The organism is Pantoea sp. EKM10T, from assembly GCF_011800685.1.
GTDB lineage: Bacteria > Pseudomonadota > Gammaproteobacteria > Enterobacterales > Enterobacteriaceae > Pantoea > Pantoea agglomerans.
On the sequence record NZ_JAALEU010000010.1, the window covers coordinates 22,219 to 41,884 of the forward strand.

Consider the following 19,666-nt stretch of genomic DNA (forward strand, 5'->3'; position numbering starts at 1 on the left):
CAACTACGCCTTTTATTAGCGTTTTTGGGCAGCGAGTAACTCTCGCGGCATTAAAGTATTTGCGGTAAACGGCGGGTCAGCAAAGCGGTTTTATCTTTGCAGCCAGCTCGCCAATATCGCTGACGATCAGATCAGGCACAGGCGCCAGCGGATACAGTGCCTGCCCTTTGCGGGTAACAAATGCAGTTTTCATGCCTGCACGTTTTGCTCCACCCACATCCCAGCCATGCGCAGCCACCATCATGCACTCTGAGACGGGCTTGCCCATCTCTTTCATCGCTTACTGATGCGCTGGGGAGACTCTATCCGCTGAAACAGGCATGCAATGAGAACGGGGACTGTGAAACGTTCATGTTTGCAGAAATGTACTGCGGCGGGATAACGGACATTTATGCCCGTATCGGTGTGCGTTACTTCCGCCTGCTTAATTACACCCACATAACCGATGCTACCTTATGCAGATTGCCTGATTGAAGTCGGATTTAATCCATCAGTTCAGATGTCCGTCAGTTGATTTGATATTGATCCTGTCACGGTGGATATGGCGTTTATACAGCTTTCCCTGCTGGGCATTGCAGCCGAGGTTGTCACCGGTAATACGCTGACGCTGGAGTTTAACCGGGTGCGCTATACACCGGCTTACTATCTCAACGATTTTGAAGAACGTCTCAAAAGCCAGCGCCGGATCAAGGCGATGCTGGATTTTATCAGGGCAATGTAGGCCATGGACAAAACAGCAGGAAACTACATGGTAGGGAAGCAGTGGTTACGGGTTTGTATGGGGTGCATGAGTAATGCAGAAATTGCACAATATACGAAATTTCGTATAATGAGGTGATGATGCGTAAGAAAATCAGTTTTATTGACAGCAGTCTTGAGGATCTACGGGCTTTCCCGGAAGAGGCCCGGACCGCATCAGGGTATCAGCTTGACCTGATCCAGCAGGGACTGGAGCCGGACGACTGGAAGCATTTTGCTACGGTAGGTCAGGGAGCACGTGAAATCCGAATCCGGGGTAATGACGGCATTTTCCGGATCATGTATGTCGCCAAATTTGAAGAAGCCGTGTATGTGCTGCACTGTTTCCAGAAAAAGACACAAAAGACCAGCCAGAGTGACGTAGAACTTGCCCGAAATCGTTATCGCCGATTGGTTGAGGAGCGTAAAAAATGAATATTCAGACTTTTGATAATGTGTGGGACGCTCTTAGCGAAACGCCAGAGCAGGCGGAAAATATGAAACTCCGCGCCGAGTTAGTAGGCCGCCTGAATAGCTGGATTAAACGTAATGGCCTGAATCAGGCCACTGCTGCTGCTGCGCTGGGCGTTTCACAGCCCAGAGTGTCCGAGCTGGCAGGAGGTCGGATCAACTGCTTTTCAATTGATAAGCTGGTCAGCATGATGTCACATGCCGGACTGCACATAACCAGTATTGAGATAAGCGAACCAGAGGAAGCTTGAGCTGCCTTTTTGCATCGCGCGAACTGCCAGGACGGTAGCCCCTTCGGGGCAGGATAAACCCGGTGCTGATGCACCGGCTATACCCTTTCACCTGACCGTCTTCATCCCTTCCCATCTGACGCTGATAGCTTGCCGTTTCTGCTATCAAGTGACACTACCAAATTGGCCATCTGCAGAAGTGCGCATAATACTAATTATGTTAAGTTTGAATGAATTAAGATAATGTGAAGGGTTGTTGCTCTCTCTTCTTTTCTTAAACAGCATCTGTATATACTCCATTATCACTTTTTCTCGTTCCCTCCCTGTCGTACGGTTTACACATTGAGAGAATAATTTATTATCTCTGGAACGGTAAAATCTACACAGGGAGAGTGAAAATGGATGCTGCACTACTTTCAATGATGCGTTCAGGTGGCCGCAACCGGGCATGGGCCGAAACAATGGTTAATCTGGAAGCGAGAAAGCTGGTAGAAGCCGCTAACGTAATTTCAGGCTTTCATCTGCGCGACAGCCTCACGCGACTTCAGTTTGTTCAGGAGATCAGGGATGTCGTTGAGAAACAGTTTGCCGCAGCACGTCAGGCCAGGACCGACGAAGACTGTATAGCCTGTATAAAAAACCTACGGGAAGAGACTGAGAACCTTCGTGAACAGGATCGCCTGCTACGGATGCAGACCGCAAAACTCATCGCTAAAGTGGAGTTTGTCCGGGACAATAACGAAATTGTCGGGTACGTCATATCTGCGGTACATATCGTTTTATCCGGGGTTGCCATGTTTGGCGGGATGATCATGATCTCTTCCATGATCCCCATCGGTATGCTAGCCGGTGCCACGCTGTTCATTGACGGCGTAAATGGCATATCGAAGGAAGTCAGTCATCTCCGTTACGGCAAAGAGTCGCACTCTGAAGGAATTTTTGCAGACGGGGCAATGGAGGCTGCGCAGTTCATGGGATTCAGCCCGAACACAGGACTGGCACTTTACAATGCGGCTACACTGAGCGCCAGCGTGTACGGTGTTTTTGGTCTGGCAAGAAAACCCGGCGCGTGGCGTCTGTTCCGGTGGTTGCCCCGTGATTATTACCGGAAAGTTGATACCATGAGCAGACCAAAATTAACGATGAAAATCGTGGACTATGGCGTCAAAGCGAAAGTGGTTTTTGACCTTCTCACGACCAATCAGCAGAGTCGCTAATTTCTGTTCGCTCTCTGGTATCGCCAGGACTTATAAGACAACACAGGCGGTTGTACAAATATGGCAACCGCACAACCGCAGAGCAGCGCAATTCCACCGGAAAAAACGGTCTCGCTGGAGCCAACAAAGAGCAAAAAAATAAAGATAGCAAGACAACACAGCACAACGGTCAGCGCTATTGTGAAGCGTCTGGACAGATCCTGAATGGCATCCCCCAGGGAACCGCCATAACTTTCCAGGTTGTTTTTGACTTTTCGCAGGTCTGCGGAGCTAAAGCCTGAGCGCAGCAGGGCATCTTCACTTACTATCATTGCTTTTCATCCTTAAAATGCTCCAGAGAACACCACAAGATATAACAAAAAGTGGTCCGGTTATCGAGCCCGGCTTTCCCCACATTGACCCGACTACTATTAGATGTCATACGTAAGATTTCCCTGCAAGCTATTGATAATATTACACCTAAGTCATCGCGCAGCCAGAAAGGAATTTGTCATGTGTTCCAGCTTTTTCGGGTTTTACGGCGTATCAAAACAGGCCGTAGCTAACGTTTTCATCTCTGCCAACACAATATACGTTTTTGATGCCAACGTCCTCCTGACCCTTATTAGTAGTAAATCCTGATAAGATTTGTAGCCCTGTCAAAAATAGGTGTGTAAAGCCAAATATGCCCTCTCTACCGCATCCTTTCACTGGCAAGATGATAAACATCGCTGCGCTCGCGTTTACCCACAGCAACAACGGCAATTACCAGCTGATCGTCTATTACCTGATAAACCAGGCGAAACCCGGATGCTCTGAGTTTGATTTTATAACAGTCTTTAATCCCACGTAGTCTGGCAGAAGGAATATGGGGATTATCACAACATTTCTTCAGTTTTTTGGCAAACTGCTGCTGGAGAGATTTGTCCAGCTTCTGCCACTCTTTAAAAGCCTCTTCCCTGAATTTGACGGTATAACTCACAAAAGCGCATCCAAATCGACATCAAGCAGACGCTGGCCGCTGCGTTCACTGACCAGCTTAACCAGTTCCTGATCGTCAAGGGCATCAAGCATCTGTTCATAAAGCTCAGCCGGGACGCAATAGAATGCAGGCTGGTTGCGGTTAAGAATGGCGACAGGATAACCGTCACCTGCATTAACCGTGGCCATCGGGTTTTTCTTCAGTTCGCTTACGCTGGCGCTGGTATCACTTAAAATAATGTTTGGCATAGAGCCTCCAGGACTGCTTAACAGGTCTTTATAGTAGCAGCCTCAAGACCTGATAACCAGTCTCTTTCGGTAGATACAAATGGCTATGTTTGATGAACTGCAAAGGCTGAATGAGCCATTTGAAATGCCGGAAGATGGGGTTATTTTTCATTTCTCTTTTTCGCGGCGACAGGAACAGGATCGTCAGTTGCAGCATCATGAATAATCAGCGCGTTGCTTTTATTATCTAAGGTCTTGAGAAGCGGCTGCAATTCTCTGAGCACAAGGTCCAGACGCTGCATATCCCCCGTCAATTTTTGATATACGGGCGAACCAGGCTGAATACCTTTTATGCTACGGCTGAGCTGTTGCAGGCTTTGCTGCATATCCTCAGACAGTGTTTTCATTGCAGGGCTGCTGATAAATCCATCAATATGCCTGAGCGATTTTTGTATTTCTGTCATGGTGCGCTGACTTTGTTTTAGCGTACCGGTCGCAACTGAAATCAGTGGCCGAAGCGGAAGGCTGTTCATCTTATCCACTATAGCCACAATCTTTTGCTGTATCTGGTTTAAACCACCAGGCGTTGTGGGGATGACTTTGTAACCCGCGACGATATCCGGTCCTTTGTCGGGTGCAACATTTGCATAATAGTCTAAGTCGATAAACAGCGAACCGGAAAGCAGACTGCCTGTTTTCAGGGAGCCTCTTAACCCCTGTTTTTTACCCAGCTGTAGCTTTTTCTCCAGGTCAAAGTCTTCCCTCATACCGCTCATGAATCTCTGGGGTTCAATGTGAATCAGTACGGGAACCTCATAATGGCTGCGAAAATTCTGGGTTATCTCTGGTGAGTTAAAAGGAACCTGAGCAACCGTCCCCAGGCGTATTCCACGAAACTCGACAGGCGCGCCTGCCTGAAGTCCGCGAACAGAATCGGAAAAGAACAATACGAAGTCGAGGTGTTCGGTATAACGTGAATTCGCGATGCTTCGCAGATCGTCATAAAGAGTATAAGTTGCTACGCCCTTAACCGGCTGGCCCAGGGCCACGCCTTCAGGCAGGTCAAAACTGACCCCGCCACTTAATAATGTGGTGATGGAGCCCATCTCCACGCGCATCCCGGATGAGGATAAATCCACAGCAATCCCACTATTCTTCCAGAAACGAACGTTTGAGGTGACAAGCTGATCAAAGGGCGAAGCGATAAAAACCTGATAACGCATCATCCTTTTTTCCATATCAAACCGGCTGTTCTCGACTGACCCGACACGCAGGCCGCGAAACAGAACCGGGTAGCCCGGCATGAGTTGCCCCGCTTCACGACTATTAAGCGTGATTCTGATCCCCTTTGCATTCGGTGAGGCCTGGGGAGGCGCATCTGACAGCCGATAGCGTTCCGGCGCTGGCCCCGGAGAACCTGGCTGTAAAGCTATATAGGCGCCTGAGAACAAGGTACTTAAGCCCGTTATCCCCTCGAATCCAATTTCAGGCCTGACCACCCAAAAAGCGCTATTGCCGTTCAATAGTTTTTGCATACCAGTGTGCATGCGAACCTTGATCTCGACGTGCTTAAGATCGTCAGTAAGCTCGGTACTTTCAACGACACCCACATCAATGTTGCGGTTTTTTATTACGGTTTTACCTGCCTTAATCCCCTGTGCGTTTTCGGTCATCAGAATCACCAGAGGTCCCTGCTGGCTTTTATGGTAATACAATAAAAAGGCACCGATGAGCAGCGTGACAAAGGGAATGATCCAGACAGAAGACCATCTTTTGTTGGGGTTTACATGAGCACTATCCGGCTTATCCGACAAAGTATGGACTCGTGTAAGAACAGAGTAACCTGAACTTTTCAGGGCGTTCTGTTGAAGAAGGATTCAATCTCAGGGCTATGTATTCGCTGGTCTTTCCTGAGGCCATGATAGTTAATCTCATCATTAAGCGTTAAATTTCAATAAGTCAGGATCATAAAATCTACTATCAAACGGAGATCTATTATTTTCCAGTAAATAATGGATCGGATAATTCGCAACAACGTCGGGACAGGATAGTTAATAAGTATAAAGATATTTTTTTAAATAAAGCTTTAGAAATACAAATCTGTGATCAACGTGTCATGTTATTTTAATAAAATCAAATCAATCAGTTACCAATATCATGGAGGTTAACGACTCAAAATAAAGAGGAATAATCCTGCGTTTAAAGTGTAATAAATCCACTAAAATCATCACCAATGAACAGTATTGCCCAACTACGTCCTCGCTGAAGTGCCTCAAATCCCTGAGCGCTGCATGACTTTCTGGTATTGCGTCTGTCAACAAGGTGTGTCAGGTTAACTCTTTTACGAATAGAAACATTCTTGCAGACGTTCTAATTTCACTTCGCATTCCAATTTAGCAGAGGCACCTATGTTCCTTAACTATTTTGCTTTGGGTATGCTGATCTTCGTTTTCATAATTATTTTTTATGGAATTATCGTTCTTCATGATATTCCCTATTTAATCGCAAAGTCCCGTAATCATCCTCATGCCGATGCCATTCACGTCGCAGGTTGGGTAAGTTTGTTTACACTGCATGTCATATGGCCTTTCCTGTGGATCTGGGCCACTCTTTATCGTCCGGATCGTGGTTGGGGTATGCAGAACCAGTACACTTCATTACTGGAACTGCAGCAGCGCGTAGCAGAACTGGAGCGTTTACAGGCTGATTCGAAACCGCTGCGACCGGAGCGATGATATGGATCTGCTCATTATTTTAAGCTACGTTGCGATAGCCTGGGCTGTTTTTAAAATATTTCGCATACCCGTCAATAAATGGACAGTGCCAACAGCGGCCCTCGGTGGCGTTTTTCTGGTCAGTGCGCTAATTCTGCTAATGAATTATAACCATCCCTATACGTCACTGGCACAAAAAGCGGTTGTCGCGATTCCTGTTACTCCACAAGTGACCGGCGTCGTAAATGAAGTTACTGATAAAAAAGAAGTGCTTATTAGAAAGGGAGAAATGCTCTTCACCCTGGATCAGACACGTTATAAGGTCCGCGTCGAAAGATTACAAGCCGACCTGAGCACCGCTATTAACAATATTGAAGCGATGAAAGGACAATTAAGCGAAGCCGTTGCCTACACAACCCATGTATCTGCTGAGCGGGATAGATTATTTCTGGACTATCAACGCTATCTCAAAGGCAGTAAGGCGAAAGTCAATCCATTCTCCGAACGTGACATTGATAATGCCAGGCAGGCATTTCTGGCGCAGGATGCCCTGGTAAAAGGTTCACTGGCGGAACAGGAGCAGCTCAGAAGCCAGTTGACCAGTGTATCAGGAGGAGAACAATCCCAGATAGCCAGTCTGCGCGCGCAATTAGCAGAAGCCCGGTATAACCTGGATCAGACGGTTGTTCGCGCACCCAGTGATGGTTATGTCACTCAGGTCTTAATCCGTCCCGGAAGCTACGCAGCCGCCCTGCCGCTGCGCCCGGTCATGATATTCATTCCTGTACAAAAACGTCAGATCATTGCTCAGTTCAGACAAAATTCCCTGCTTCGCCTGACGGCGGGAGATGAAGCAGAGGTCGTTTTTAATGCCCTTCCGGGACAGGTATTCTCAGGAAAACTGCTCAGAGTTTTGCCAGTGGTTCCAGGCGGAGCTTATCAGGCACAGGGAACGGTGCAATCACTGAGCCTTGCTTCAGGTTCTGATGGCGTATTAGCCATAATTGAATTAAACCCAAATCAGGACGTTGATGCATTGCCAGACGGCATATTTGCTCAGGTTGCGGTCTATTCTGACCACTTCACGCATGTTTCGGTCATGCGTAAAATTTTGCTGAGAATGACCAGCTGGGTGCATTACCTCTACCTGGATCACTGATGATGATAAATATATCCTTAACTGTCCATCGATTAACCGTTTGCCCCCTTTCAGAAGAAGTTAATCAGAACAGTTATGAGCGGCCTGACTTTGTAATAAGCCCTGATTTGAAATTACCCTGAAAACACGATGGGTGGTTAATTAAATTACTGATCGGTTATCACAAAACAGGATCGTAAATAAGCTTTTGAAATAGCTGTTTGCATTGAATATGCTATGTTTTAAATGTAGTTACGAATTCTAATCGTCTTTTATAACATTCCGAGGATACACATATGAAAAAATTAATTTTTGGTGTGGTTATTTGCTCTTTATCGTTTGGCTCATTTGCTGCCGAAATGATGTCAAAGAATGATTTTATGAAAGTGAAGGATCAGTATGAAAAGATAGGCGATATCTCAACATCAGGTGAGACCAGCCCTTCAGATGCAAAAGCGGAGCTATCAGAAATGGCCGATAAAAAAGGCGGCGATGTGTTCGTGCTGACCTCAGCCAATACGAATAACAAAATTAAAGGTACCGCTGATGTATACAAGAAAAAATAGCGAAATAACGAAGCTATCTGTCTGAAATACAGACTGAAATAGATGATTTTTTTCGGAGCCTCAGGAAATATGTTCTTAATACAGGTTAATCGATGCCCTTTACTAACGTAAAGGGCATCTTTCTTACAGCACCATCAGGACTTTAAACCGTTTTCAGCGAGGATGAGCTGAACGTCGGTGACAGGACCTTATCTGCCCAGGCTGATGCGCGGATAACACGTCACGCTAATCCGCCTGCACTTGATTAACTCCAGGCGATGACGTTATCAGCCGTCAGGCGAAGGTTCCCCTAATCAGCCGCCGCCCGCCTCCCCCTATTTCTTATCCAGCGACCAGGTTGCACTGCGGATATCGACCTTCACTGGTAACAGACCAATCTGGGTAAACTTATCGGCCAGAGCCTGCTGCTGCGTGAAGACTTCAGGTGTCATCCGCTCAGCCCCGAACGGCATCCTTGCCAGCGCCCGTTGCCAGATCGGCTGCGGCAGACCGGTTGAGGTGGACATGATTTTTGCCGCCTCTTCCTGATGTTGATTGGCCCAGGTACTTAGCGACCCAAGCTCATCCACCACCTGGCTGGCGATTTGCGGCCAGGTTTCCGCAAACTTACGGCTGGCAAGATAGAAGGTGTAGTGTGGCACCAGGCCTTCGGCATTTTTAATCAGCCGCGCGTGGGCGTTGGTTTCAACTTCTGCGTAGTAAGGATCCCAGATTACCCAGGCATCCACTGCACCGCGCTGGAAAGCGGCACGCGCATCCGCGGGTGGCAGATAGACCGGTGTAATGTCTTTATAGCTCAGCCCCGCCTGCTCCAGCGCAGTGACCAGCAGATAGTTAACGTCAGAGCCTTTATTCAGCGCCACGCGTTTGCCTTTGAGATCCGCCACGCTTTTAATGGGGGAGTCGGCGGGCACCACAATCGCCTCAGTTTTGGGGTTGGCGGGAGAATGTGCCAGATAAACCAGATCGGCCTGTGCGGCCTGAGCAAAAGTCGGTGGCGCGTCGCCAGTTGCGGCCAGATCGATACTGCCGATGTTAAGGCCTTCCAGCATCTGCGGCCCAGCCGGGAACTCAATCCAGTGAACCGCAATCCCCTGTTTCTTAAATTCCTGATCCAGCGTGCCGCGATATTTCAGCAGGGCGAAGATATTGGCTTTCTGAAAACCAATGTTAACTGTTTCGGGCTTCTCTGCTGCAGCCTGGGTGTTGAACGCTAATCCCGCCTGGGCGGCAATAATCATTGCGCTAAGCAAAACTCTTTTCATCTCTCATTCCTGAGTCTGGTTGTTGTCAGCGCAACATAACAAACGCAGGTTGAAGCGCTTAGCGATCAAATGTTCGATGCTTAGCGAAAAAAACGCTATGGATGCCAGACCGACTCACGTACCCGAATGGCGCGACTCAATAGCCCCAGTGCATAGAAGCGGTCAGCGATGGTCTGCTGTTCCCGAATGATGGCTAAGTTCATGCGCTGGGTCTGGTGGCTGCGCCGCGCTAAGGCATGCATCAGTGAAGGCGCTGATATCCCGAGTTCGGTTGAGAGCAACGCAGCGGCTTCAGCACGGTGTGCATCGATGTAGCGGCCAGTCTGCTCCAGCGCGGTGAGCAGAACCTGCAGCAGATCGCCCGACTGCGCGGCGAACCCGCGTTCGGCAAGGTAAAACTGATGATTATTGACCCGGCCGGTGCCATCAGCGATCACCCTGAACTGTCCGCTGTTCTCTGCATCGCTGAGCAGCGGATCCCACATCATCCAGGCATCCACTGCGTTGAGATCGCTGGGCGTCAGCGGATATTTTGGTGGTGCATAGACGATGCGCACATCGTCCAGCCCTAAACCCGCTTCATCCAGGATCTGCAGCAGCAGATAGTGAACGTTGGAACCACGATTCACGGCGATGCGTTTTCCTCTGAGATCGCCAATCTGTTGAACCGGGCTGCTGTTCGGTACCAGCAGTGCCACGCTCTGCGGCGCGGCGGGTTCCCAGGCCACATAAACCATCGGGCTGTTGCTGGCCTGCGCAAACAAGGGAGGAACTTCACCGGTCGTGCCGAAATCGATCTCCTGTTGGCTCAGCGCATGCAGAAGTTGCGGACCCGCAGGAAACTCACTCCACAGCACGCTGACGCCTCTATCGGCCAGCTGCTGTTCCAGTGACTGGCGCGCTTTCAGGATGCCGAGGTTGCCAAATTTCTGATAACCGATGCGCAGTTCCCGCTCCCGTTCTGGTTGCTGATTCAGAGAAGTGTCGCGCTGACGCAGTGAAGTGCGGCGCGGTTTAATCACCCCCAGATGGCCCAGTTGGGTGCGCAGCGTATGACGACTGATGCCAAGCAGCGCGGCGGCCTGCAGTTGATTGCCCTGAGTGAGTTCCAGCGCATTCTTTATCAGCGCCTCAATCACCCGGGGATAGAGCGGTGTTTCGCTCTGCTGCATCTGTTGCCGTAAAAACTGATCCAGCGCCTCCTCTCCCGGTGGTAACTCGCTACCCGTGAGGTTATTCAGCCGGAGCTGCTGCGGCGTGACCAGCGAGGTTTTGCTGAGCAGGACGGCATTATGCAGGGTGTTCTCCAGCTCGCGGATGTTGCCCGGCCAGCTGTAGTCCATCAGCGTGGCGACAGCATCTTCACTGAGACGTAACTGAGGTCGGCCCAGACGGCGCGCATAGAGCTGCAGGAAGTGAGTGGCCAGCACCGGGATATCTTCGCAGCGCTGGCGCAGCGGCGGCAGCGTGACGCTGGCCACATTCAGCCGGTAGTAGAGGTCTTCCCGGAAGCGCCGTTCACGAATCGCCACCGCCAGGTCGCGGTTGGTGGCCGCAATGACCCGCACATTGACCTTTAAAGCCCGGGAGGAACCCACACGGGTAATCTCGCGCTCCTGCAAGACGCGCAGCAGCTTCACCTGCAGCGATGCGCTCAGTTCACCGACTTCATCCAGCAGCAGCGTCCCGCCCTCTGCCGCCTCAAACCAGCCGCGATGCCGATCCTGTGCGCCGGTAAATGCCCCTTTCTCATGACCAAAGAGCTCCGACTCCGCCAGACTCTCAGTGAGGGCACCGCAGTTGACCGCCAGAAATGGCTGTCTGCTGCGGGCGCTGTGATGATGCAGATAGCGCGCCATCACCTCTTTGCCGGTGCCGGTTTCACCAATGATCAGCACCGTCGCGTCGGTAGGCGCAAGCTGATCCAGCACGCTTTTAAAGGCGCGCGATGCGGGGTCAATCAACTCAGGGCTGGTAATTTGCATCTCATTTACCTGGTTAACTGGAAAGCCATGACCATACCGCGTGGCTAACGCGGAAACGAGAGGCTAACCGGACCGGATTGTTGCCAATGCAGCAGGCTGTAACTTTACCTGTCGCAAATGCAGCAATATGCATCAAGCGAAATTATGAATATATCGTTGAATTAATGAGATAAATATTAAGTAGCAGACTGGCACGCATCCTGCTAACAGCTATATAACAAAAGAATTTATGCCTATGTATTAAATTCAAATATCGTTATAAAGGAATCTGCTAATGAGTCATGCGACACAGGAAAACCTCAACCTCTTCTGGTTTCTGCCCACCCATGGCGATGGGCGCTATCTTGGCACCACCGAAGGCGGCAGAGCAGTCGATTTACCCTATTTACAGCAGGTTGCGCTGGCGGCAGATAATCTGGGCTACTACGGTGTATTAATCCCGACCGGTAAGAGCTGCGAGGATTCCTGGCTGGTCGCCTCTGCACTGGCTCCGATCACCAAAAAGCTGCGCTATTTAGTGGCCGTGCGTCCTGGCCTGCAACCGCCAAGCCTGGCGGCGCGTATGGCGGCTACGCTGGATCGGCTTTCTGGCGGACGTTTATTGATTAACGTGGTCACGGGTGGCGATCCGGTGGAGAACAAAGGTGACGGCATCTTTCTGAGTCATGAAGAGCGCTATCAGGTGACCAGAGAGTTTCTTGAGGTCTACTCCCGCCTGCTGAAAGGCGAGAAGGTCGATTTTTCGGGTGATCACATCCGCGTGGAAGGCGCTGAGATCCTCTTTCCGCCGGTGCAGGAAAATGGCCCACCGCTCTATTTTGGTGGCTCGTCTGATGCCGCTATCGACGTTGCGGCGAATCAGATCGACACTTATCTGACGTGGGGTGAGCCGGTTGAACAGGTAGCGGAAAAACTGGCGGTGGTTCGTCAGCGGGCGCAGGAGAGTGGCCGTAGCCTCTCCTACGGCATCCGGCTGCATGTCATTGTCCGTGAAACCGAAGAGGAAGCCTGGGCGGCGGCCGATCGGCTGATTTCTCATCTGGATGAAGAGACTATTGCCGCCGCGCAGAAGATCTTTGCCCGCATGGACTCAGCCGGACAGGCGCGGATGAGCGCGCTGCATCAGGGCTCGCGAGACAGCCTGCGCATTGGTCCCAATCTCTGGGCAGGCGTCGGCCTGGTGCGCGGCGGTGCGGGTACTGCGCTGGTGGGGAGTCCGCAGCAGGTAGCCGATCGCATCCGGGAGTATCAGGCGCTGGGGATCGAGAACTTTATTTTCTCCGGCTATCCGCACCTTGAAGAGGCGCACCGCTTCGCTGAACTGGTGATGCCGCTGTTACCGCTGGCTGCCAACGCCGAAAAGAGACAGCGCAGCGTGAACACCGGTCCTTTTGGTGAAACCATTGGCGGCGACCGTCGTCCTGATAAACAGGCCAGCGCCAGTTAACAGAAGAGAAGGTTCGCTTATGTCACAGCAGCAGATAGTCATTATCGGCGGTGGTTTTACCGGCACCGCGCTGGCGATCCATCTGGCCCGGGCTGGCCAGGCAGGGAGGCACGTGACGGTGATTGAACCACGAGCGCAGCTTGCTCAGGGTGTGGCATACGGCACCACCGATCCGGCCCACCGCATCAATGTGCCAGCCGCCAGAATGCAGCTTGCAGGGGATGAGGAGGGCATATTTGACCGCGACTATCGCGCATCGCCCGCCTTTCAGGCCGACCCGGACGCGTTGTGGCGTGACGGCAATGTCTACCCGCAACGCGGTGAGTTTGGTCGCTGGGTCAATACGCAGTTTGTGCATCAGCAGCAGCATTCGCCGGTAAAACTTAGTCATCTGCGTGACAGCGCGGTTGCGCTGCAGGATGGCGTAGTCACAACAGCCTCAGGGCAGAAGATCCGGGCCGATCAGGTGGTGCTGGCCATCAGCCATCCATCGCCGGACCTGCCTGCGCTGCTGAAGCCCTTACAGGGGCATCCGGGGTTGATTGCCAATCCCTGGCAGAATGGCGCGCTGGCACAGGTCGCACCTGACGATCGGGTAGCGATTATAGGTTCAGGCCTGACCATGTCCGATGTGGTGGCATCGCTGCATCGCCAGCAGCATCGCGGAGAGATTACCGCCTTCTCACGCCGTGGACAGCTGCCGCGAGCCAACCTGAGCGGCAGCGATGAGAGCTACACCCTGGATTACAGTCAGCCACAGCCCGCCAGCGCACGTGGCTGGTTACATCGGGTGCGTCAGGAGGTAAAACAGGCAGCCGCGTTAAATCTCCCCTGGCAGCTGGTGCTGGATGATATCCGCCGTAACGGCCAGCGTATCTGGCAGAGCCTTTCACTGCATGAGCAGCAGCGTTTTCTGCACCATCTACGCCCCTGGTGGGATGTTCACCGCTACCGGATTGCCCCGCAGGTAAGCCAGATACTCAACCAGCAGCAGGCGAGCGGTCAGTTGTCACTGCTGGCGGCGCGTCTGATGGGCGCGGAAGCGGTGGGAAACAATCTTCAGCTGACGCTGCGCCGGCGTGGAGCGCAATCAGAAATCCGGGTGGTGGAAAAAGTGATTGTCACCACCGGGCCAGCGCACAACGCACTGCTTAAAAGTAACGCGCTGCTGCGCCAGCTCCACGGCGACGGCGTGATTCAGCCCGACCCGCTGGCGCTGGGCATCCAGGTTAACGCGCTGTCACAGACGCTGAATGCGCAGGGTGATGCCAATCCTCATCTCTATGTAGCCGGGCCTGCCGCGCGTGGTCGCTTTGGCGAACTCATGGGATTACCGCAGGTTGCAGAACATGCTGAGTCCGTAGCACGGCAGCTACTCTCCACTACGCCGCTGCCCCTCAGCGAGCGATGTCCCGGCTCACTCATCTACTGAATCACCCTTCCGGAACAATCACTAAAAGGTGGGCGGCAAGCGATTGCCGCATCCGCCCAGGAGTCGCTATGTCATCGCAACGTGAAATTCGCCTGAATGCTTTCGATATGAACTGTGTCGGTCATCAATCGCCCGGCTTATGGGCGCATCCCCGGGATCGTTCCTGGCAGTACAAAGATCTGGAGTACTGGACCGACTTAGCACGCCTGCTGGAGCGCGGCAGGTTTGATGGACTGTTTATTGCTGATGTGCTTGGGGTCTACGACGTGCTCAATGGCAATAACCAGGCCGCGATTCGGCACGCCACGCAGGTGCCGGTAAACGATCCGCTGGCGTTAATCACGCCGATGGCGCTGGTGACGGAACATCTGGGCTTTGGCCTGACCGCCTCACTGTCGTTTGAACACCCCTACCCGTTTGCGCGGCGGATCTCGACGCTGGATCATCTGACCAAAGGCCGCATTGGCTGGAATATTGTAACCTCCTATCTGGAAAGCGGTGCGCGTAATATCGGACATCAGGCTCAGACCGACCATGATGCGCGCTACGACTATGCCGATGAATATCTGCAGGTTATCTATAAGCTGCTGGAGGGAAGCTGGGAAGATGGCGCGGTCCTGCGCGATCGTGAACGTCATATTTTCAGCGACCCGAATAAAATCCATCCGATAAATCATCAGGGTAAATTCTTCCAGGTGCCCGGCATCCATCTGTGTGAACCTTCGCCGCAGCGCACGCCGGTACTATATCAGGCGGGCGCCTCCAGCCGCGGTAAAGCGTTTGCGGCGGAGCATGCCGAATGCGTGTTCGTGGCGGCACCTTCGAAAGTTCTGCTGAAGAAAACCGTGACGGATATTCGCCGGAGAGCCGCTGAAGCGGGACGCGATCCCCGCTCCATACTGATCTTCAACCTGCAGACAGTCATTGTGGGTGAAACCGACCTGGCGGCGCAGGCCAAATGGCAGGAGTACAAACGCTATGTCAGTTACGAAGGCGCGCTGGCGCTGATCTCAGGCTGGACCGGCATTGATTTCGGGCAGTATCAGCCGGATCAGGTACTGAAACATCTGCACACCAATGCGATTCAGTCGGCAGTTGAGACATTCTCCACTGCCGATCCCAACCGCCAATGGACGGTGCAGGGCCTGGCAGACTGGGTGGGCATTGGCGGATTTGGTCCGCTGCTGGTGGGCAGCGCTGAAACGGTGACCGATGAGCTGCAAAGCTGGGTCGAAGAGACAGACGTCGATGGTTTTAACCTCGCCTACGCCGTAACGCACGAAACCTTTACTGACGTGGTGGAACTGCTGGTGCCGGAACTGCAAAAGCGTGGCGTCTACAAGCAGGAGTATCAGCCCGGCACGCTGCGTGAAAAGTTATTTGGCCAGGGGCCGCGGCTGGCGTTGCCGCATCCGGGTGCCGGTTATCGCCGGAGTGCGGATGTGGAACAGCCAGCAGCAAGGGTGGAAGTTTCATAACAGAGACGGCTGGCTGCCCGGCATGAATAACCGGCGCATAGCAAAGTGCAAAGAAACAAGAGTACGTCTTGTCGCCGGTAGATGGACAGGCATTACCGGACCGGTCATTGCTGTTAACCGTTGCTGAACCGGTCTGCCATGTGCTGCTGAAACCTCACCCGTTTCAGCAGTATAAAAACAACATTTCGCTGAACGCTACCGGATGAATTTTATATTTCATGCGGGGTCTGGTGTGGGCGAAATATAAATCTATCTTATTGAATTAATTATAATAGTTATCTGATTTTGTTGGTTGTTAACTATGCCAGTAATTCATATAAAACCCTCGTTACCTGCTGAATATAATAACGAGGATACGATGAGTACATTAGAAATTGACAACACCTTAACTGCGCCACCGCCTCACTCTCAACCGGTTCGATCGGTGAGTGATGTGGCCCGGCTGATTAACAGTAACACCGAAAAAAACAGCTATGCGCGCTGGATTGTTTTCCTGGCGCTGGGCGGCGTGTTTCTTGATGCCTACGATCTCACTACCCTCTCCTACGGCATTGATGATGTGGTGAAGGAGTTTGGTTTAACCCCGGTACTCACGGGCCTGGTGACGTCGTCAATCATGATCGGCACCATTGTGGGTAATCTGGTCGGCGGCTGGCTGACCGATAAATATGGCCGTTACTCAGTGTTTATGGCGGACATGTTGTTTTTTGTCGTCTCCGCCATTGCGGCAGGTCTGGCCCCCAACGTCTGGGTGTTGATTGGTGCCCGTTTTCTGATGGGCATCGGCGTCGGGATCGATCTGCCGGTTGCCATGGCCTATCTGGCAGAATTCTCTAAGTTCTCCGGCAAGGGCAATAAAGCATCGCGCCTCGCAGCCTGGTGCCCGATGTGGTATGCCGCTTCGTCTGCCTGCTTCTTTATTATTTTTGCACTCTATTTCCTGCTGCCCGCCGAACATATCGACTGGCTGTGGCGCGCCTCGCTGCTGTTTGGCGCCGTACCGGCGCTACTGATTATTGCGGTGCGCAGTAAGTTTATGAATGAGTCACCGCTGTGGGCGGCGAATCAGGGCGACCTGAGCGGTGCGGTGCGTATTCTGCGTGACTCTTACGGCATTGTTGCGCATGAGGAGCCGCCCGCTAAAACCGATGCGGTGAAAGCGAAGCCGAAAGTGCGTTTCCGCGTACTGTTTCAGAAACCTTATCTGGAGCGCACGGTCGTCAGTGCGGTGATGAACGTCTGTATTTCATTTGAATACACCGCCATCGCTTTCTTCCTGCCCTCTATCCTGGCGCAATTTCTCGGCGCGGGCGTATTTGAAACTATCTCTGCCTCGCTGGGACTGAATGCGTTGTTCGCCTTTACCGGCGGGCTGTTGGGGATGCGACTGGCGTGGAAATTCCCCTCACGACATGTCGCGATCGCCGGATTTGCGCTGCAGTTTATCGCACTGATTTCGCTGGCATTGATCGGTCATCCGCAGGCGACAGCTGGCGTGGTGTTTGCGGTACTGATGCTGGGTTTGTGGCTCTTCGCAGAGGGATTCGGACCCGGCGCACAGTTGATGATCTATCCGGCGCTCTCCTACCCGACCCACATACGCGCCACCGGTGTCGGCTTTAGTCGTTCGCTCTCCGGTGTGGGCAGCGCGCTGGCGCTGTTTATTCTGCCAATTTTGCAGGCGCGTTACGGCACCAATATGTTCTGGATTGTCTCACTGGCCGCCCTTATCCCGATTATTTTCCTGTTAATCATTCGTTTTGAACCGACCCGACAGGACATCGATGAACAACCCGACTCAGGAGAGGATCATGTCTGAATTAAATCGTACCGAATTTGCCGAACTGGTTCAGCATTTCAGGCCGCTATTCGCCCGCATCGCTGAGGGGGCAAGTGCCCGTGAAACCGAACGCACACTGTTGCATGAACCGATTAGCTGGCTGAAAGCGGCGCGCTTCGGGACCCTGCGTATCCCTAAAGAAGAAGGCGGCTTTGGGGTTTCGCTGCCGCAGTTATTTGCTCTGCTGACCGAACTGGCTGAGGCAGATTCGAACCTGCCACAGGCGCTGCGTGCGCACTTCGCATTTATTGAGGATCGCCTGAACCAGCCAGCCAGTGAGGATCGGCGTCGCTGGTTCCGCCGCTTTGTGGACGGTGAGCTGGTGGGCAGCGGCTGGAGCGAGATCGGCGCGGTGAAGCTGGGTGAGGTCAATACTCAGGTTTCTCCCGATGAGGGGGGATGGCGGATCAGCGGTGAGAAGTTCTACAGCACAGGCACGCTCTATGCAGACTGGATTGATGTCTATGCTCAGCGCGCGGATAACGGTCGTGACGTGATTGCACTGGTGAACACCCACCAGAATGAGGTGAAGCGCGATGATGACTGGGATGGCTTCGGGCAGCGACTGACCGGCAGTGGTACGACGCGCTTTCATCAGGCGCGGGTTGAACTGCCACATGTCTATGATTTCAGTGAGCGTTTCCGCTATCAGACGGCATTCTATCAGCATGTCTTACTGGCCACGCTGGCGGGCATCGGGCGGGCGGTGGTGCGCGATGCTGCTCAGGGCGTGGCGCAGCGTAAGCGTATTTACAGCCACGGTAATGCGCCGCAGGTGAAGCAGGATGTTCAGGTGTTGCAGGTGGTCGGTCAGATAAGCAGCTGGGCATGGGCAGCCGAAGCCGCCGTCGACCGGGCGACCCACTCGTTGCAGCGGGCATTTGAGCTGCAACTGAGTGGCGCAGATGAGGCACAGCTTCATGCGGCAAACGTGCTGGCCGAAGTAGAGTCCGCTCAGGCACAGGCGGTGGCCGTTGAGCTGGTGACGCGTGCGGCAACAGAATTCTTCAATGCGCTGGGTGCATCTGATACCCGAGTCAGCAAGGCACTCGACCGGCACTGGCGTAATGCACGAACGGTGTCGTCGCACAATCCGGTGATCTACAAGCTACGTAACGTGGGTGACTGGGAGGTGAACGGCACCGATCCGACCTTTATCTGGCAGATAGGCAATGGAAATGGCGTATAAAACCGCTGTTTCATGGGCAGATATTTGCGTTTGGGAATTGATCAGCCTGAAATGGAAACACCAAACCGACAGATTTCATTTTATTCGGATGAGAAACTGACGCTGGCCATTTAATAGCACTTATACTGTCCGTGATACAGGAAACAGACACGCTAAATGCGAAGGATATTAATTGCCATTTATTAAGTATGAGCCAGGCGTTATTATCTTCAAGCCCGAACGTTTATTTTTGCGTAAAGGGAAAAGAGCCAGCATCACATCATGACGCTGGCTATTTTTTCATCAGCGCGTCTGTTAAGGCTTGCTTACAGGCTCTGGCATAGCTGAAGAGTGATGGGTTGAGATTTTCCAGCCCTTACCATCCCAGACATAAGTGAAGGTGTAGCGTGCTGTGACGTGCGTGTTATCTTTAAAAGTAAATGTATAAACGCCGTTATCAATCGCTTTATTACAACCGATTCTGATAGTCCGGGAATCAATTTTACCGCTCGGCCCTTTTTTCAGGAAATCTTTAAAATAATCGATACGTTCCTGATCGGTCAGACGTACCTGATTTGAAATGGTCGGCAGCAAAACGGCATCGCTGACATATAATTCAGAGACTTTTGTTGCATCACCGGTTGCCAGAGAGTCATTCCAGGCGTCAAACAGGTTGGCCACATCCTGCTCTGAGGCTCTGACACAGGCCACGGACTGTTGTGCCTGCGTAACAACTGGGGCGCAGGAAAGACCTAAAAGGCACAGCGATAATAACGTTTTTTTCATGAA

20 protein-coding genes and 1 pseudogene are annotated in these 19,666 nt (G+C 52.2%); 13 read left to right on the forward strand and 8 right to left on the reverse strand.

Annotated elements, in window-relative coordinates:
* Positions 1–76: 76 nt before the first annotated feature.
* Positions 77–268, reverse strand: coding sequence for a hypothetical protein (locus HFD95_RS17835; protein WP_233267992.1), 192 nt, complete (start codon positions 266–268; stop codon positions 77–79).
* 177 nt (positions 269–445) lie between these two features.
* On the opposite strand from HFD95_RS17835, the pseudogene HFD95_RS17840 reads away from it, so the two are divergent.
* From HFD95_RS17840 to HFD95_RS17855, 4 genes and pseudogenes are all read left to right on the forward strand, one after another.
* Positions 446–721: pseudogene (locus HFD95_RS17840) on the forward strand (SAM-dependent DNA methyltransferase); the annotation flags it as partial.
* Between the two features lie 119 nt (positions 722–840).
* Complete coding sequence (locus HFD95_RS17845) at positions 841–1,173, forward strand: type II toxin-antitoxin system RelE/ParE family toxin (RefSeq protein ID WP_031292300.1); 333 nt, start codon at positions 841–843, stop codon at positions 1,171–1,173.
* Positions 1,170–1,460 carry a helix-turn-helix domain-containing protein gene (locus tag HFD95_RS17850; RefSeq protein WP_022624282.1) on the forward strand — a complete coding sequence of 97 codons (291 nt, stop codon included), beginning with the start codon at positions 1,170–1,172 and terminating at the stop codon, positions 1,458–1,460. Before HFD95_RS17845 ends, HFD95_RS17850 begins: the two co-directional genes overlap by 4 nt.
* A 377-nt stretch (positions 1,461–1,837) precedes the next feature.
* Positions 1,838–2,656 carry a DUF4225 domain-containing protein gene (locus HFD95_RS17855; protein ID WP_167430566.1) on the forward strand — a complete coding sequence of 273 codons (819 nt, stop codon included), beginning with the start codon at positions 1,838–1,840 and terminating at the stop codon, positions 2,654–2,656.
* On the opposite strand, the gene HFD95_RS17860 is transcribed toward HFD95_RS17855, so the two are convergent.
* The 4 genes from HFD95_RS17860 to pqiB form a co-directional block, all read right to left on the reverse strand.
* Positions 2,653–2,967: a hypothetical protein gene (locus HFD95_RS17860; RefSeq protein ID WP_031593845.1), complete on the reverse strand. Its 315-nt coding sequence runs from the start codon at positions 2,965–2,967 to the stop codon at positions 2,653–2,655. The genes HFD95_RS17855 and HFD95_RS17860 overlap by 4 nt on opposite strands.
* A 362-nt stretch (positions 2,968–3,329) precedes the next feature.
* Positions 3,330–3,617, reverse strand: a complete 288-nt coding sequence (locus tag HFD95_RS17865; RefSeq protein ID WP_010257115.1) for a type II toxin-antitoxin system RelE/ParE family toxin — start codon at positions 3,615–3,617, stop codon at positions 3,330–3,332.
* The gene (locus tag HFD95_RS17870) at positions 3,614–3,865 is read right to left on the reverse strand and encodes a type II toxin-antitoxin system Phd/YefM family antitoxin (protein ID WP_039387444.1); all 252 of its coding nucleotides are present in this window, start codon (positions 3,863–3,865) and stop codon (positions 3,614–3,616) included. The genes HFD95_RS17865 and HFD95_RS17870 overlap by 4 nt, the downstream gene beginning before the upstream one ends.
* Before the next feature lie 140 nt (positions 3,866–4,005).
* Entirely contained in the window at positions 4,006–5,658 is a 1,653-nt protein-coding gene (gene pqiB, locus HFD95_RS17875; protein ID WP_167430567.1) for an intermembrane transport protein PqiB, read from the reverse strand.
* Positions 5,659–6,252: 594 nt separating this feature from the next.
* On the opposite strand from pqiB, the gene HFD95_RS17880 reads away from it, so the two are divergent.
* From HFD95_RS17880 to yahO, 3 genes are all read left to right on the forward strand, one after another.
* Entirely contained in the window at positions 6,253–6,579 is a 327-nt protein-coding gene (locus HFD95_RS17880) for a DUF3302 domain-containing protein (protein ID WP_033759973.1), read from the forward strand.
* Between the two features lies 1 nt (position 6,580).
* Positions 6,581–7,717, forward strand: coding sequence for an HlyD family secretion protein (locus tag HFD95_RS17885; RefSeq protein WP_022624279.1), 1,137 nt, complete (start codon positions 6,581–6,583; stop codon positions 7,715–7,717).
* Between the two features lie 275 nt (positions 7,718–7,992).
* On the forward strand, positions 7,993–8,262 hold the full coding sequence (yahO, locus tag HFD95_RS17890) for a DUF1471 family periplasmic protein YahO (protein ID WP_010257103.1): 270 nt from the start codon (positions 7,993–7,995) through the stop codon (positions 8,260–8,262).
* Between the two features lie 314 nt (positions 8,263–8,576).
* Here the strand turns inward: yahO and HFD95_RS17895 are convergent, their stop codons facing one another.
* On the reverse strand, positions 8,577–9,503 hold the full coding sequence (locus HFD95_RS17895; protein ID WP_170933491.1) for a sulfonate ABC transporter substrate-binding protein: 927 nt from the start codon (positions 9,501–9,503) through the stop codon (positions 8,577–8,579).
* A gap of 119 nt (positions 9,504–9,622) precedes the next feature.
* Entirely contained in the window at positions 9,623–11,512 is a 1,890-nt protein-coding gene (locus HFD95_RS17900; protein WP_167430568.1) for a sigma-54-dependent Fis family transcriptional regulator, read from the reverse strand.
* A 274-nt stretch (positions 11,513–11,786) separates the two neighbouring features.
* On the opposite strand from HFD95_RS17900, the gene ssuD reads away from it, so the two are divergent.
* The 6 genes from ssuD (at position 11,787) to HFD95_RS17930 (ending at position 18,898) form a co-directional block, all read left to right on the forward strand.
* Positions 11,787–12,959 carry an FMNH2-dependent alkanesulfonate monooxygenase gene (gene ssuD, locus HFD95_RS17905; RefSeq protein WP_010257094.1) on the forward strand — a complete coding sequence of 391 codons (1,173 nt, stop codon included), beginning with the start codon at positions 11,787–11,789 and terminating at the stop codon, positions 12,957–12,959.
* Between the two features lie 19 nt (positions 12,960–12,978).
* Positions 12,979–14,391 carry an FAD/NAD(P)-binding protein gene (locus HFD95_RS17910; protein ID WP_167430569.1) on the forward strand — a complete coding sequence of 471 codons (1,413 nt, stop codon included), beginning with the start codon at positions 12,979–12,981 and terminating at the stop codon, positions 14,389–14,391.
* Positions 14,392–14,459: 68 nt separating this feature from the next.
* Entirely contained in the window at positions 14,460–15,869 is a 1,410-nt protein-coding gene (locus tag HFD95_RS17915; RefSeq protein ID WP_167430570.1) for an LLM class flavin-dependent oxidoreductase, read from the forward strand.
* Between the two features lie 68 nt (positions 15,870–15,937).
* Positions 15,938–16,075 carry a hypothetical protein gene (locus HFD95_RS17920; RefSeq protein WP_163641609.1) on the forward strand — a complete coding sequence of 46 codons (138 nt, stop codon included), beginning with the start codon at positions 15,938–15,940 and terminating at the stop codon, positions 16,073–16,075.
* 152 nt (positions 16,076–16,227) lie between these two features.
* Entirely contained in the window at positions 16,228–17,688 is a 1,461-nt protein-coding gene (locus HFD95_RS17925; protein WP_033781082.1) for an MFS transporter, read from the forward strand.
* Positions 17,681–18,898, forward strand: a complete 1,218-nt coding sequence (locus HFD95_RS17930; RefSeq protein ID WP_022624271.1) for a monooxygenase — start codon at positions 17,681–17,683, stop codon at positions 18,896–18,898. The genes HFD95_RS17925 and HFD95_RS17930 overlap by 8 nt, the downstream gene beginning before the upstream one ends.
* Before the next feature lie 294 nt (positions 18,899–19,192).
* On the opposite strand, the gene HFD95_RS17935 is transcribed toward HFD95_RS17930, so the two are convergent.
* Positions 19,193–19,663, reverse strand: a complete 471-nt coding sequence (locus HFD95_RS17935; RefSeq protein ID WP_167430571.1) for an SgcJ/EcaC family oxidoreductase — start codon at positions 19,661–19,663, stop codon at positions 19,193–19,195.
* Between the last annotated feature and the right edge of the window lie 3 nt (positions 19,664–19,666).